A 14,018-nucleotide genomic window follows, 5' to 3' on the forward strand; every position below is an offset into this window, starting at 1 on the left:
GATGAACCTGTCCCCTCTCAACCGCCGCCGCTTCGAACTGTTCAAGGCCAACAAGCGTGGCTGGTGGTCGCTGTGGCTGTTTCTGATTCTGTTCGGCCTGAGTCTGGGCGCCGAGCTGATCGCCAACGACAAACCGCTGGTCGTGCACTACGACAACAACTGGTACTTCCCGGCGATCAAGCGCTACCCGGAAACCGCCTTCGGCGGCGAATTCCCGCTGGAAGCCAACTACAAGAGCCCGTACATCCGCGAACTGCTCAAGGCCAAGGACGCGTGGGTGCTGTGGGCGCCGATTCCCTACAGCTACCAGAGCATCAACTACGACCTGAAAGTCCCCGCACCGGCACCGCCCTCGGCGGACAACCTGCTGGGCACCGACGATCAGGGCCGCGATGTGTTGGCGCGGGTGATTTACGGTTTCCGCATTTCGGTGCTGTTCGCCCTGACCCTGACCGTGCTCAGTTCGATCATCGGCGTGATTGCCGGTGCGCTTCAGGGCTTCTACGGCGGCTGGGTCGATCTGGCCGGGCAGCGTTTTCTGGAAATCTGGTCAGGGCTGCCGGTGCTTTACCTGCTGATCATCCTTGCCAGTTTCGTCCAGCCGAACTTCTGGTGGCTGCTGGGGATCATGCTGCTGTTCTCGTGGATGAGCCTGGTCGATGTGGTCCGCGCCGAATTTCTGCGCGGTCGTAACCTTGAATACGTGCGCGCCGCCCGGGCGCTGGGCATGCAAAACGGCGCGATCATGTTCCGCCACATCCTGCCCAACGCGATGGTCTCGACCATGACGTTCATGCCGTTCATCCTCACCGGCGCCATCGGCACGCTCACTGCGCTGGACTTCCTCGGCTTCGGCTTGCCGGCCGGCAGCCCGTCGCTGGGTGAGTTGGTTGCCCAAGGCAAATCCAACCTGCAAGCGCCGTGGCTGGGTATGAGCGCGTTTGCCGTGCTGGCGCTGATGTTGAGTTTGCTGGTGTTTATCGGCGAGTCTGCTCGCGATGCCTTTGACCCGAGGAAGTGAAATGAATCAGGACAATCTGATCGAAGTGCGCGACCTCGCCGTCGAGTTCGGTTTCGGCGAGCGCGTGCACCGCGTGGTCGAGGGTGTGAGCTTCGACATCAAGCGCGGCGAGACCCTGGCGCTGGTCGGCGAATCGGGTTCGGGCAAATCGGTGACGGCGCATTCGATCCTGCGTTTACTGCCGTATCCGATCGCCCGCCATCCAGCCGGCAGCATCAATTACGCCGGGCAAAATCTGCTGGATTTGAGCGAAAAGACCCTGCGCCATATTCGCGGCAACCGCATCGCGATGATTTTCCAGGAGCCGATGACCTCGCTCAATCCGCTGCACTCGATCGAGAAGCAAATCAACGAAGTGCTCGGTATCCACAAGGGCCTCAGCGGCAGAGTCGCAACCAGGCGCACACTTGAGCTGCTGGAGATGGTCGGCATCCCCGAGCCGCACAAACGCCTCAAGGCCCTGCCCCACGAATTGTCCGGCGGTCAGCGTCAGCGAGTGATGATCGCCATGGCGCTGGCCAACGAGCCGGAATTGTTGATTGCCGACGAACCGACCACTGCGCTGGACGTGACCGTTCAGCTGAAAATCCTCGATTTGCTCAAGGAACTTCAGGCTCGCCTGGGCATGTCGCTGCTACTGATCAGTCACGATTTGAACCTGGTGCGAAGAATTGCGCATCGCGTATGTGTCATGCAGCGCGGTTGCATCGTCGAACAGGCATCGTGCGCAGAGCTGTTCCGTTCGCCACAGCATCCGTACACTCGGGAATTGCTCGGCGCGGAGCCCAGCGGCGGCCCGGCGAGCAATGAAATCGGCGCGCCGCTGCTCGAAGTCGAGGACCTGAAAGTCTGGTTCCCGATCAAGAAAGGCCTGCTCAAGCGCACGGTGGATTACGTCAAGGCAGTGGACGGCATCAATTTCAGCCTGCCTCAGGGTCAAACCCTGGGGATTGTGGGTGAAAGCGGTTCCGGCAAATCCACCCTGGGTCTGGCGATTTTGCGGCTGATTGGCAGCAAAGGCGCGATCCGCTTTGAAGGCAAGCAGCTAGACTGCCTGACGCAGAACGAGGTTCGCCCGTTGCGCCGGGAGATGCAGGTGGTGTTTCAGGACCCGTTTGGCAGCCTGAGCCCACGGATGTGCGTCAATGACATCGTTGGCGAAGGCCTGCGGATACACAAGATGGGCACCGCGACCGAACAGGAAGCGGCGATCATTGCGGCATTGAAGGAGGTAGGTCTGGATCCGGACACCCGGCACCGCTACCCCCACGAATTTTCCGGTGGGCAGCGGCAGCGAATTGCCATTGCCCGGGCCCTAGTGCTGAAACCGGCGCTGATCCTGCTGGACGAGCCGACGTCGGCCCTCGACCGCACGGTGCAGCGGCAAGTGGTGGAGCTGTTGCGTTCACTGCAAGCCAAGTACAACCTGACGTATTTGTTCATCAGCCATGACCTGGCTGTCGTCAAAGCGCTGAGCCACCAGTTGATGGTGGTCAAGCATGGCCAAGTGGTCGAACAGGGAGACGCGCAAAGTATCTTTGCCGCCCCCCAACATCCGTATACACAGCAGTTGCTGGAAGCCGCTTTTCTGGCACCAGCCACTGCGCAATAACCTGAAAGAGGAGCAACACATGGGTTTTCTCGCCGGTAAGCGCGTACTGATCGTCGGTGTCGCCAGCAAGCTGTCCATCGCATCCGGCATCGCTGCCGCCATGCATCGCGAGGGCGCTGAGCTTGCCTTCACTTATCAGAACGACAAACTCAAGGGTCGTGTCGAAGAGTTCGCACAAGGCTGGGGCTCCAGCCCTGAGCTGTGCTTCCCGTGCGACGTGGCCAGCGATGAAGAAATCGCCAAGGTCTTTGAAGCGCTGAGCAAGAAGTGGGACGGCCTGGACTGCATCGTCCACTCCGTCGGCTTCGCCCCGGGCGATCAACTGGACGGCGACTTCACCGAAGCCACCACCCGTGAAGGTTTCCGCATCGCTCACGACATCAGCGCCTACAGCTTCGTCGCCCTGGCCAAGGCCGGTCGCGAAATGATGAAAGGCCGCAACGGCAGCCTGCTGACCCTGTCGTACCTGGGCGCCGAGCGCACCATGCCGAACTACAACGTGATGGGCATGGCCAAGGCTTCGCTGGAAGCCGGCGTGCGTTACTTGGCCGGCTCCCTGGGCCCGGACGGCACCCGCGTCAACTGCGTCTCGGCCGGTCCGATCCGCACCCTGGCCGCTTCCGGCATCAAGAACTTCCGCAAGATGCTGGCCGCCAACGAAGCGCAAACTCCGCTGCGCCGCAACGTCACCATCGACGAAGTCGGCAACGCCGGCGCCTTCCTGTGCTCCGACCTGGCGTCGGGCATCAGCGGTGAAATCATGTACGTCGACGGCGGTTTCAACACCACTGCGATGGGCAACATCGAAGAGTGATCTTCGTGTAGCCATAAAAAACCCGCCAATCCGGCGGGTTTTTTCATGCCTGGAAAAAAGTCACTGCACTACATGGATACCACCACCGCCCCTGCCCTCGCTTCGATACTCGGCGCTTGCTGCTAATGAGCCGCCAAGGAGGCGCAGATGAACGATATACCGGTACATGAACAGACGCTGATCCAGAACCTCATCGCGGAATTGACCGCTGTACCGGTGGTCACCGCCGCCGACTCGACACGCACGCTGGAGGTGCCCCGGCCATGCCTGCTGCGCGAATGGATGGAGCTTTACTGGACCGCGCTGGAACGGCCTGAATTTCTGGACTGGGCCAGCCGCTTCCATATCGATCTGGACACTTTGCAGATCAAGGGCGACACCCTGCAAGCGCAGATCCCGTCTAACGGCACCACGGGCGTGCGCACCTTTACCCTGGAAGATGACTCCGGCTGGTGGCAGATGGCGCCGATGCTGTTGTCGATCTCCCAGCGTATCGATCCTGCCGGGCTGGGCTTGCCGTACATCGGCGGTAAATCCGCCAACCCACTGTATCGGTTTCCACGGCAAGTGGTGCTGGCGTTCTACGGTTACCCGGAGCCGCAAAACGCGGTTCAGGCCAGGATCATCGTCGCTGAACTCAAGGCCAGCGGCCTGGCCAGCCTTGATGAAAACGGTCACACCCGCTCGGCGGTGGTCAAGGAGCGCAACGCTCAACTGGAGGATTTGCGGGCCATCGCCAACCTGATCGATGAGCGCGTGCTGATCAGCGATCCCTTCGAGCAGCGCGGTTTCGCCGACACCCCCGTAACGCTGAACTCCTCGTCAGTGTCCGCTACCCGCGGTGGTCCTCGCTTCAAGCTCGGCGAGCTCCTGGGCCGCTACGAACTGCCTGTGCCGGAAGACGCCACGCAGGCCACAGCACTTGCGCAACGACTGCGGCAGCAGAGCTGGCCGCCATTGCCCTACGTCAGTGATTACGTGCAGACCGGCGCGCCCATTCGCAGCTATCGCGAGAGTTTTGCCGATCTCGAAGACGGTCGGCATATTGTTCGGCGTCTTGAAGCGCTGAGCTGGAACAAGGAGCCCACCGCAGGGATCGACTACGCGGAGTTCAGTGAACCTCATCCGGATTCGGCACTGGCGCAGTGGATCGCGGCAGGCAAGCAGGAATTGGAAATGCTCAGGTCCAAAGCGGCCTTTCAGCTCATTCTGCAGCAGCTCGCATTACCCGCCGACAGCCCCCTGCTCTTGACCGAATCCGGGCAAATTGGCACGGCCAGCGAACGAGGCTGGGTGACTTTGACATCGCAGGTTGAAAAGCACGCCGATCTGAAACTCTATCGCGACCGGCTCAAAACCAAGGCTCGCCAGGCAGGCGGCGCCTTGCGCAGCAGCGGGACGGTCACGCTGGGGCAAATGCTGCGCTTTTACCAGCTACCGCTGCCCGGGACGGTCCAGCAAGCCCTTTCCCTGGCGAAATGGAACAAGATCAACTTGCATATGCGTCCCGGTCACATGAACCATTGGTATCTGTTAGGTCTGCCGGGCACCAGCACCGAACGTCTTAGCACCGGGCAACGTCAGCAGATTATCGATATCACCCGAACGTTCCTGCCCACAGACGCCCCACCGTTGATCGATTACCTCAGTGAAGGCGTCGATACCGATCTGCCGCTCGAAACCCTTAAGGCGAAAGCCGATTCGCTGATCAGCCGCATCCTGATCACGCCACGGGCTCAGTCATTGGGCAACCAGTTGCTCGAACACATCGCGCCGCCGGCGCAGAACAAACGCCTTCTGGCCACCAATCGCGACCGCCTGCTGCTCGCTGCGTTGATTCTCAGTCTGGAGCCGAGCGCCGGTGAGGATGTGCACCGCATCATTGACCAACGCCTGGAAGACAGCTTTTTCTGGGGCGAAAGTTATAACGAGATACGCCGGCTCATTGACCAGCAATTTCATCTGGCGCGGACCAGGAACAAGACCCTGGCAACCCATCTCTTGTTGTCCGGTATCGCACCGGAGTTTCTGATCCGCGACATCCCGTCCTCGCTGCCTTACATGAGCTGTCGGCGCTGGGTCAGGTTCAAACAGGTCGTGCTGTATATCGAAAGCCGTTTACCGGGTGTGTCGCGCCTGATGTCGTTCGAGCTACTGAACGGCCTGACGAAGGGGCCGGCGCCTGCGGACTTCTACACATTCGTGCGCAGCGAGCCCTGCGCCTCGCTCATTGTCGACTGGGCGGTTGCCAGAGGGCTGATCCAGCGTGATGCCGAATGTCCGGTCACGGTGTATGACGCCGCCACGCTGAAGCAGGCCGACAGCACTTATCGCGAGCATAACCGGCGCCTGAACGGACTGTGCCGCCGGGCTTTCCTGACGGCGCGGCCAACGCCTGAGACCATCGCCCTGAAGGACCTGCGCAACGTCTTTGCCGACAATCCGCACTTGAAAGAACAGGTGCTATTTGTTTCAGCCACAGACGATGAAACCTCGGCACCGTGTTACTCGTTGAGTGAGCTTCACCTGGCCGGCAAACTGTCAGGCGACCTGCAGGACTGGCACTCGAGCACTGCGCAACTGCAGCTGGCACCCATGCTCACATCGTTGACCAGCCTTGGTCATGTGCCGACGCTTTTCCATGCGGCACTCGGCGCCCGCCTCACGCAAATGAAAGACGCCCACACCGCGTTGATCAAGGAAGCCTTCTGCCTGTTGCCGCTGGGGCAGAGGCTCGATGTTGAAGTTTACGCGCTGGAATTGCTTGCCCTGCGACCACTGCCGACTACCGCAGACAAGAACGCTACCGTCGCGCCCTTTGGAATCCTTGCGCTGCTGCACGGAAAGCCGTCCAGAGTGTTCGAGGTTTTCACCCGCCAGTCGAAAGTGGTCTTGCGCCGTGATATCGACATTAGTTTGCTGACGCCCTCTGCCGAGAACGAGGCGGCGAAGTTGCTGCCCTTTGACGCCGAGGCTTACCGGCATGGAACCCTCGCCAGCAATAACGCGAGTTGCAAGGCATTCATCACGCGCCTCGACATTGAAGGCGCGCCACTGGAGCAACAGCCATACGTCCCCGTGCCCGACACCTTTGCGTCGAACAAGGTCAACGCCATCGCCAGCACCGCCGTCCGGCATCTGTTCGACGCCTACGAAACAAAAGCCTTGCAAGAGGCATTGCTCGCGCCGGCTCTGGAAAATGCCGCAGGCAGTCATGAGAAATGGCTGAAGTTTTACCAGATGCTGAGCCCGCCCAAACACTGAACCCCGGCCGACACTGCGTTGACTCGGCTGGCGCTCCGGCGTTGGGATTGGTGAATACTGCGGACCGCGGCCAAGCCACGCGCCGGGCAGTCATGGATTGAACGCAGCGTCAAATCGCCGTGACTCACATGTGCGCCACCGGACACGGCCCGCCCGCATCGGCCCAAAGTTTGAATTGCGCGACGAAAATGTCGTGCGGCACCGGCACCGGCGCGCGCCCTGCCCCGGGGTTCCAGCCCCAGAGCACCAATTTGTCTTCGCTGACGTGTTTGATCAGTGCAGCAAAGTCGCGGTCGCCGTTGCTCGCGCGGTCCTTGATCATTGCGCAGAGTTTGTCCGGCGGCAGGCCGATCCAGGCCATTTTGTGCGCCGCCGGCGGCAAGCTCCAGTGCGGCGCGCCCGGGGGCGCATGGGGGCCATAACTGGCCGGCGGATTGCTCTCGGCGTGGCAGGTGGCGCAGGGCAAACCGGCAGCGCCCTTGCCGTCCATGCCGCGCACCACATTCATCGCGTGGGGGCTGCCAGCGTCGAACTGCAACGGCGCATCGCCGGGAATGTGGCAGTTCTGACAACGCGGGCTCTGGAAGACTTTCTGCACCGTGCCGAAAGCTTTCAACGCCTCTTGATCCTCTGCAAACAGGTCCGGGGCATAGCCACCGAGGCCCAGTAACACCACGGTGCCCAACACAAGATGTCGTGTCATCTCACACCCCCGACAGCTGCAGTGGCAGCTCGCGCAGGCGTTGCCCGGTCAGGGCGAATACCGCGTTGGCCACGGCCGGCGCCGTGGGTGGCACACCGGGTTCGCCGATGCCGCCGGGTTTCTCGCTGCTGGGAACGATGTGCACTTGCACCACCGGCATTTCGTTGAGCCGCAGCACCTGATAATCGTGATAGTTGGACTGCACCACGCCGCCGTCCTTGACGGTGAGCTTGCTGTGCAGCGCCATGCCGAGGCCGAAAGTGATGCACGATTCCATCTGCGCGGCGATGCTCCGCGGGTTGACCGCAATGCCGCAGTCCACCGCGCAGACCACCCGATGCACGCGAATCGCCAGATTGTCCTGGGACACCTCGGCGACCTGGGCCACGTAGCTGCCGAATGACTCGTGCACAGCCACACCGAGGGCATGGCCCTCCGGCAACGGTGCGCCCCAGTCGGCCTTCTCCACCGCCAGATTGAGCACGCCGAGATGGCGCGGGTGCGCCTTGAGCAACGTGCGCCGGTATTCCACCGGATCCTTGCCCGCCGCTGTCGCCAGTTCATCGATCAGCGACTCCATGACGAACCCGGTGTGGGTGTGTCCCACCGACCGCAGCCACAGCACATTGATGCCGGTCTGCGGCGAGTGCAGTTCAACCTGATGATGGGCCAGATCCTTGATGTAGGGACTGTCGGCCACGCCCTCGACCGAGGTCGCATCGATGCCGTTCTTGACCATCGCCGCCTCGAGCATCGTCCCGGCCATGATCGACTGGCCCACCAGCACATGCTGCCAACTCATCGGCAGGCCATCGGCGCCCAACCCGATTCGGGCGTGATGCAGGTACATCGAACGGTAATAGCCGCCGCGAATGTCATCTTCGCGCGCCCACACGGTTTTCACCGGCAGGGCCGCCGCTTTCGCCACTTGCACCGCTTCGGCGACAAAGTCCGAGGTCGGGTTGGCCCGCCGACCGAAACCACCTCCGAGGAATTCGGTGTGAATCTCGACTTGCTCGGGTTTCAGGCCGGTGATCTTGCTGGCAACCATTTGGTCCAGCGTCTGAAATTGCGTGCCGGTCCAGATTTCGCATTTGCCGGCGCTGATTTTTACCGTGCAGTTGAGCGGTTCCATCGGCGCGTGGGCCAGATACGGCACGCTGTATTCGACATCGATTTTCTTCGCGGCCTTGCCGAAACCGGCCTTGGCGTCCCCGGCCTGTGTGGCGGTGGTGCCCGGCGTCGTCGCCAGTTTGCGGAAACTCTCCAGCAGCTTTTCACTGCTCATGTCGGCGAGTGGTCCCAGATCCCAATCGACCTTCAGCGCATCGCGGCCCAGCTTTGCCGCCCAGAAATGCTCGGCCACCACGGCGACACCGCTGGGCACCTGCAGCACTTTGTGCACACCGGGAATCGCCAGCGCTGCGGCGCCTTCGAAGGATTTCACCGTGGCGCCAAACACCGGCGCACGGGCGACCATCGCGGTCATCAGACCCTCGAACTGCACGTCCATGCCGAATTTGGCGCGGCCGGTGATTTTCTCTGGAGTATCGAGGCGGTTGGTCGGTTTGCCGATGACTTTCCAGTCCGTGGCTTGCTTGAACGTGATGGTTTTCGGGTCGGGCACCGGCAGTTGCCCGGCGGCATCGGCCAGTTCGCCGTAGGTGGCGCGCTTGTCCCCCGCGATCAGCACGCCCGACTCGGTGCGAACCGCCGACGGCGCCACGCCGAAGCGTTGCGCTGCGGCTTCCACCAGCATCTGCCGCGCCGTCGCTCCGGCCAGTCGATAGCGGTCGAACTCCATCCAGGTCGAAGTCGAACCACCGGTAATCTGCATGCCGCCAAACGCCGGCAAGCCGTAGTCCGCCGCCGAGGCTGGCGAGTGTTCGACGCGGATTTTCGACCAGTCAGCGTCCAGCTCTTCGGCGATCAGCATGGTCAGGCCAGTCCAGATGCCCTGACCCATTTCCGAATGGCCGAGCAGCACGGTGACGCTGTTGTCCGCCGCGATGCGCAAAAACGCATTGGGCGCGAAGACCTTGCTTTCATTCTCCGCCGCCCGGGCAAAACGATGGGCCACGGGCACCATGAACGCCACCATCAGGCCGCCGCTCAGTACGGCGCTGCCCTTGAGAAACCCACGACGCGATACAGAATTCATCGTCTACCTCCCACAGAGTGAATCAGCCGATTTGCGCAGCGCGTTTGACCGCCGCGCGAATGCGCGGATAGGTGCCGCAGCGGCAGATATTGCCGGCGAGCGCCTGATCAATATCGCTGTCGGTGGGGTTGGGGATCTTCGCCAACAGTGCGGCGGCGGACATGATCTGCCCGGACTGACAGTAACCGCACTGCACCACGTCCAGTTCAGCCCAGGCTTGTTGCACAGGGTGCGAACCGTCGGTAGACAAGCCTTCGATGGTGAGGATCTTCTGGCCGTGGGCAACCGCAGTGGCCGGGGTGATACAGGCGCGTAACGGCGCGCCATCGACATGCACGGTGCAGGCACCGCACTGGGCCATGCCGCAACCGAACTTGGTCCCGGTCAGGTGCGCGACATCGCGCAGGACCCAGAGCAGTGGCATGTCCGCCGGAACATCGAGGTCTTGATCCTTGCCATTGATATTGAGGGTCAGCATCGGGGGGGGGATTTCCTCAGACTCACGGTGTGCTGAAGGGGCGTCGCTGTGGCCGCAAAGCCTACGCACACCCGTGCTTATCCCTTTCAGCAAAGCCTAATTTGCACAGCAAGCGAGACGTTGTGACCAGCGGTCATGCAAAGGCCTGTGGTGCCTGGCAGGACGCCTTCGCGGGCAAGCCCGCTCCCACACTGGATTTGCCGAGCGCCCGGGATTTATGAGCGTCACAAAAAAACTGTGGGAGCGGGCTTGCTCGCGAAGGGGCCAATTCATTCAGAACTGCTGCGTCTGACCCACCGCCTTCGCGAGCAAGCCCGCTCCCACATTGGATCTGCTGAGTATCTGGGATTTGCGGGTACGACAAAAATTCCGCTATGCCCAACCCTTACGGCAACTAACCCTCAGAACGCCCGCGCCCTTGGCGATCACCCTTGTAATGCCGGGCCAGCGCAAATGCCGGCAGCCACGATTCGCGCCGTACGGTCCAGCTTTCGTAGGTGGGTTGCAGTTGATCCGGCGCGTCGAGGGCGCCGAGGTTGATTTCGATTTCATCGGCGGTTCGATTGAACACCGAAGAGCCGCAGCGCGGGCAGAAATGTCGCCCGGCGTATTCACCGGTTGCGCCGCGGATGGTCACTGCGCCTTCGGGAAAAATCGCCGAGGCATGAAACAGCGCGCCGTGGAATTTGCGGCAATCGAGACAATGGCACAGCCCGACGCGGTAAGGCTGGCCGCTGGCCTGAAAACGCACATCGCCGCACAGGCAGCCGCCGGTGAATGGGTTCATGGTTGATCTCCTTCGCACCTTGGATAAACACAATTTCTTGATCGTGTTTAAAAGACACTCAGTGTTACGACGCCCAGCCTACAACAGCTTGCGTCGTTACCTACGCGTACGCCAGAATCCGCCGGCTTACGCGGCTATGAGATTGGCTTTATCGTTTGCCCGTCACTGACAAAAAGCAGTGATCGGGTTTGGTAGCCCGTCTGTAATGGCCGTATGGCAACGCCTTTATGCCGACCATTTTTTCGGCTCGGTTTATATGGTGGTCATGCGTGGGGCTCGTTCGCGAGCGCCGGGTTCCTATTGCAGCCGGTCTACCAACCCGCGTATGGCCACCACCCTCGTTTGGTAGCGAAGGTGATGGCTCCTTGAATCTGCAATAGGAGTTTCATCATGTTCAAAGTCACCCCCAACCCGCCAATCCCCCACGACCCCGCGCTCGATCCGCTAAAAATCCAGGAAGCCACCGACCGCGCCCTCGATTACTACCTCACCCCCGAAGCCCTGGAAGTCCCGCCGCCACCGCCCAAGGCTCGCCCGCTCTACATCGTCGATCCGTCGCTGGATGACGAGACCCTGCTGGTCGAGGCCTGTGAATCGCTGTCTTCGGCCAATGCCATGGCCGGCAATATCGCCAATTCGCTAGGCGGCCCGACGCGCGGACCGCTGCTGGCGCTGCAACAGCTGATCATGCTGAACGAGCTGCTGGTCAACCGCTTGCTGGACAAGCTGCGATTGCCGCAGTAATCGCCAGTGATGTCGACCCCGTGCAGGTGACATCCGCTTGCACGACGGGCCGATCTACGGCATCACCGGCCAGCGCGCAAATGACTACGCTGATAGTCCAGCCTCTCATCTGCCGGGGATGACCACCATGCAACGCCTTCAAAAACTCACGCCGTGCCTGTGGTTCGACGATCAGGCCGAAGCCGCCGCGGCGTTTTACTGCTCCATCTTCGATCATTCGAAAATCACTGGCCTGACCCACTACAGCAAGGTCGGCGAGGAATTTCACGGACAACCGGACGGCGCGGTGATGACCGTCAGTTTCGAGCTCGACGGCCAGACGTTTACCGCGCTCAACGGCGGATCGGTGTTCACCTTCAACGAGGCGATCTCGTTTCAGGTCAATTGCCGGGATCAAGAGGAAATCGACCATTTCTGGGGCAACCTGTCTGCCGGCGGACCGCTGGAGGCTCAGCAATGTGGCTGGCTCAAAGACAAGTTTGGCGTGTCGTGGCAGATCCTGCCGGTGGCGTTCCTGCACATGCTGCAAGACCCGGACACAGGCAAATCGCAACGGGCGATGCAGGCCATGTTCCAGATGAAAAAGCTCGACCTCGCCGAACTGCAGCGAGCGTTCGATGGCCAGAGCTAATACACTCGGACGCTGACCTGCCGGGAAGATAACAATGAAACACGCCGCCGCGAGAAATCCCGAAAAAGCCCCGCGCTTCTGGCGCGACGACGCCCTGCCCTTCATCGAGGCGCGCGCCATCGCCGATGGCCGCGACGTCTGCTACGCACGGCATTCCCATGCGCACTTTTCGATTGGCGCGATCACTGCCGGGCGCAGCACGTATGTGCATGAAAATGCCCAGTGTGAAGTGGCAGCGGGCACCGTGGTGTTGATGAATCCGGGCGATGTGCACGCCTGCAATCCGATCGATGATCAGCCGTGGTCGTATGTGATGTTGTATGTCGAGACGCCGTGGCTGACGGATCTGCAGCATCAATTGGGCTTTGCGGCTGAGCTGGAGTTTCGGCGGTTTTCCGATACGCATCTGGCCGACGCCGAGCTGTTCGGCAGGCTGATGGCCCTGTATGAAACGCTGGTTGACGATCAGCAAGAGGTGCTGCACAAACAGAGTGCGGCGGCCGAGTTTTTCAGCGATCTGCAGTTGCGCCTGAACCCGGTTGAGCAGCCGGTCCCTGAGCCGAATTTCAAGCTTGAACGCGCCGCCGATTTCATCCGCGAACACTGCACCGAGGTGCTGAGCCTTGAGGCTATTTGCGCCGCGGCGCAGCTGTCGCCGTCCTACCTGATTCGCGCGTTCAAGCAGCGTTACGGCATGACGCCCCATGCGTTTGTGGTCAACCAGCGCATCCAGTTTGCCCGCGAACGCTTGCGCAGCGGCCAGTTGATTGCCGACGTGGCGCTGCAGGCCGGGTTTGCCGATCAGGCGCATTTCCAACGGGCGTTCAAGCAACATCTGGCGGCGACGCCGGGGCAGTATCGCGGCTGAGAATCCGCCACCTGCCCCCTGTGGGAGCGAGCCTGCTCGCGAAAGCGGTCGGTCAGTGAGTGCAACTGGAGGATGACACAGCGCATTCGCGAGCAGGCTCGCTCCCACAGTAGCTTGTGACTGGCCTTTCAATCAGGTGAATAGCAGATACATCGCGCTGATTGCCAGTAACAAGGCCATCAGCCGATTAAACCAGCGCATCCCCGCAGCATTGCTCAGGCACCCGCGCAGAAACGTCCCGGCATAGGCCCAGCAGCCCACCGACAGATAACAGATCACCAGATACACCGCCGCAAACTGCCAGACCAGCCGCGTCTCGCCGTCGGCGACAAACGCACCCATGCCTGCGACGCAGGCCAGCCAGGCCTTGGGGTTGAGCCATTGCATGACAGCTCCATAAAGCATCGATGGCGCCCGACCGGCCTCGCTGGCGTTTAACTGGCCGTCATCCGTGGCGAGTTTCCAGGCCATGAACAGCAAGAACGCCACCCCGGCCCACTGCACCACCCGGGTCATGAACGGCCACAGTTCCAGCGCCTGATGCAGCCCCAACCCCATCAACACCAGCAACAGCACAAACCCCAGCGTCGCCCCGGCCACGTGCCGCTGGCTGGCGCGAAATCCGTACTGTGCGCCGCTGCTCAGCGCGACGATGTTGACCGGCCCGGGGGTGATGGACGCGGCCAGAGCAAACGCCGCCATGGAAAGAATCAGACTCATTGCACACCTGCTTCAAACGAGGAACGAGGTGGCTACGGTAGCCAGCGGGGGATTTGCGGTATTGAAGAAAATGACCCTGAGGATGCGAATCTTCTGAGGGAGCGGTGGGTCAGTCAGCCCAGTGTTGGCTGGGCTGACGTCTTCGCGAGCGGGCTCGCTCCCACAGGGTTTTGCGTGAGACTCAAATCTCGCACACCCCACAAGACCTGTGGGAG

General features: G+C 61.4%; 12 protein-coding genes. 7 read left to right on the forward strand and 5 right to left on the reverse strand.

The window, feature by feature from the left end; genetic code table 11:
* Nucleotide 1: 1 nt before the first annotated feature.
* The 4 genes from HU765_RS15150 to HU765_RS15165 all read left to right on the forward strand — a co-directional run bounded on the left by HU765_RS15150 (nt 2) and on the right by HU765_RS15165 (nt 6,711).
* The gene (locus HU765_RS15150; protein WP_007910587.1) at nt 2-1,021 is read left to right on the forward strand and encodes an ABC transporter permease; all 1,020 of its coding nucleotides are present in this window, start codon (nt 2-4) and stop codon (nt 1,019-1,021) included.
* Nucleotide 1,022: 1 nt separating this feature from the next.
* The gene (locus HU765_RS15155) at nt 1,023-2,633 is read left to right on the forward strand and encodes an ABC transporter ATP-binding protein (RefSeq protein ID WP_186621471.1); all 1,611 of its coding nucleotides are present in this window, start codon (nt 1,023-1,025) and stop codon (nt 2,631-2,633) included.
* 19 nt (nt 2,634-2,652) lie between these two features.
* Nucleotides 2,653-3,447 carry an enoyl-ACP reductase FabI gene (gene fabI / locus HU765_RS15160; protein WP_007906751.1) on the forward strand — a complete coding sequence of 265 codons (795 nt, stop codon included), beginning with the start codon at nt 2,653-2,655 and terminating at the stop codon, nt 3,445-3,447.
* Nucleotides 3,448-3,594: 147 nt separating this feature from the next.
* The gene (locus HU765_RS15165; protein WP_186621474.1) at nt 3,595-6,711 is read left to right on the forward strand and encodes a hypothetical protein; all 3,117 of its coding nucleotides are present in this window, start codon (nt 3,595-3,597) and stop codon (nt 6,709-6,711) included.
* Between the two features lie 124 nt (nt 6,712-6,835).
* Here HU765_RS15165 and HU765_RS15170 read toward each other — a convergent pair whose 3' ends face one another.
* From HU765_RS15170 to HU765_RS15185, 4 genes are all read right to left on the reverse strand, one after another.
* On the reverse strand, nt 6,836-7,414 hold the full coding sequence (locus HU765_RS15170) for a hypothetical protein (RefSeq protein WP_186621476.1): 579 nt from the start codon (nt 7,412-7,414) through the stop codon (nt 6,836-6,838).
* A gap of 1 nt (nt 7,415) precedes the next feature.
* Nucleotides 7,416-9,575: a xanthine dehydrogenase family protein molybdopterin-binding subunit gene (locus tag HU765_RS15175; RefSeq protein WP_186621478.1), complete on the reverse strand. Its 2,160-nt coding sequence runs from the start codon at nt 9,573-9,575 to the stop codon at nt 7,416-7,418.
* A gap of 22 nt (nt 9,576-9,597) precedes the next feature.
* Complete coding sequence (locus HU765_RS15180) at nt 9,598-10,053, reverse strand: (2Fe-2S)-binding protein (protein WP_186621480.1); 456 nt, start codon at nt 10,051-10,053, stop codon at nt 9,598-9,600.
* Nucleotides 10,054-10,447: 394 nt separating this feature from the next.
* On the reverse strand, nt 10,448-10,840 hold the full coding sequence (locus HU765_RS15185; protein WP_186621481.1) for a GFA family protein: 393 nt from the start codon (nt 10,838-10,840) through the stop codon (nt 10,448-10,450).
* Between the two features lie 390 nt (nt 10,841-11,230).
* Between HU765_RS15185 and HU765_RS15190 the strand changes: the two genes are divergently transcribed.
* The 3 genes from HU765_RS15190 (at nt 11,231) to HU765_RS15200 (ending at nt 13,083) form a co-directional block, all read left to right on the forward strand.
* A complete protein-coding gene (locus HU765_RS15190; RefSeq protein WP_186621482.1) occupies nt 11,231-11,584 on the forward strand; it encodes a DUF6124 family protein in 354 nt (117 codons plus the stop codon).
* Between the two features lie 127 nt (nt 11,585-11,711).
* Nucleotides 11,712-12,215: a VOC family protein gene (locus tag HU765_RS15195; RefSeq protein WP_186621483.1), complete on the forward strand. Its 504-nt coding sequence runs from the start codon at nt 11,712-11,714 to the stop codon at nt 12,213-12,215.
* Nucleotides 12,216-12,249: 34 nt separating this feature from the next.
* Nucleotides 12,250-13,083 (forward strand): AraC family transcriptional regulator, encoded by an 834-nt coding sequence (locus HU765_RS15200; protein WP_186621484.1) that lies wholly within the window; start codon nt 12,250-12,252, stop codon nt 13,081-13,083.
* A 132-nt stretch (nt 13,084-13,215) separates the two neighbouring features.
* On the opposite strand, the gene HU765_RS15205 is transcribed toward HU765_RS15200, so the two are convergent.
* A complete protein-coding gene (locus HU765_RS15205) occupies nt 13,216-13,803 on the reverse strand; it encodes a LysE family translocator (RefSeq protein WP_186621485.1) in 588 nt (195 codons plus the stop codon).
* Nucleotides 13,804-14,018: the final 215 nt, after the last annotated feature.

The organism is Pseudomonas sp. SWRI81, from assembly GCF_014268545.1.
In the GTDB taxonomy this organism is placed as follows: Bacteria; Pseudomonadota; Gammaproteobacteria; order Pseudomonadales; family Pseudomonadaceae; genus Aquipseudomonas; species Aquipseudomonas hamedanensis.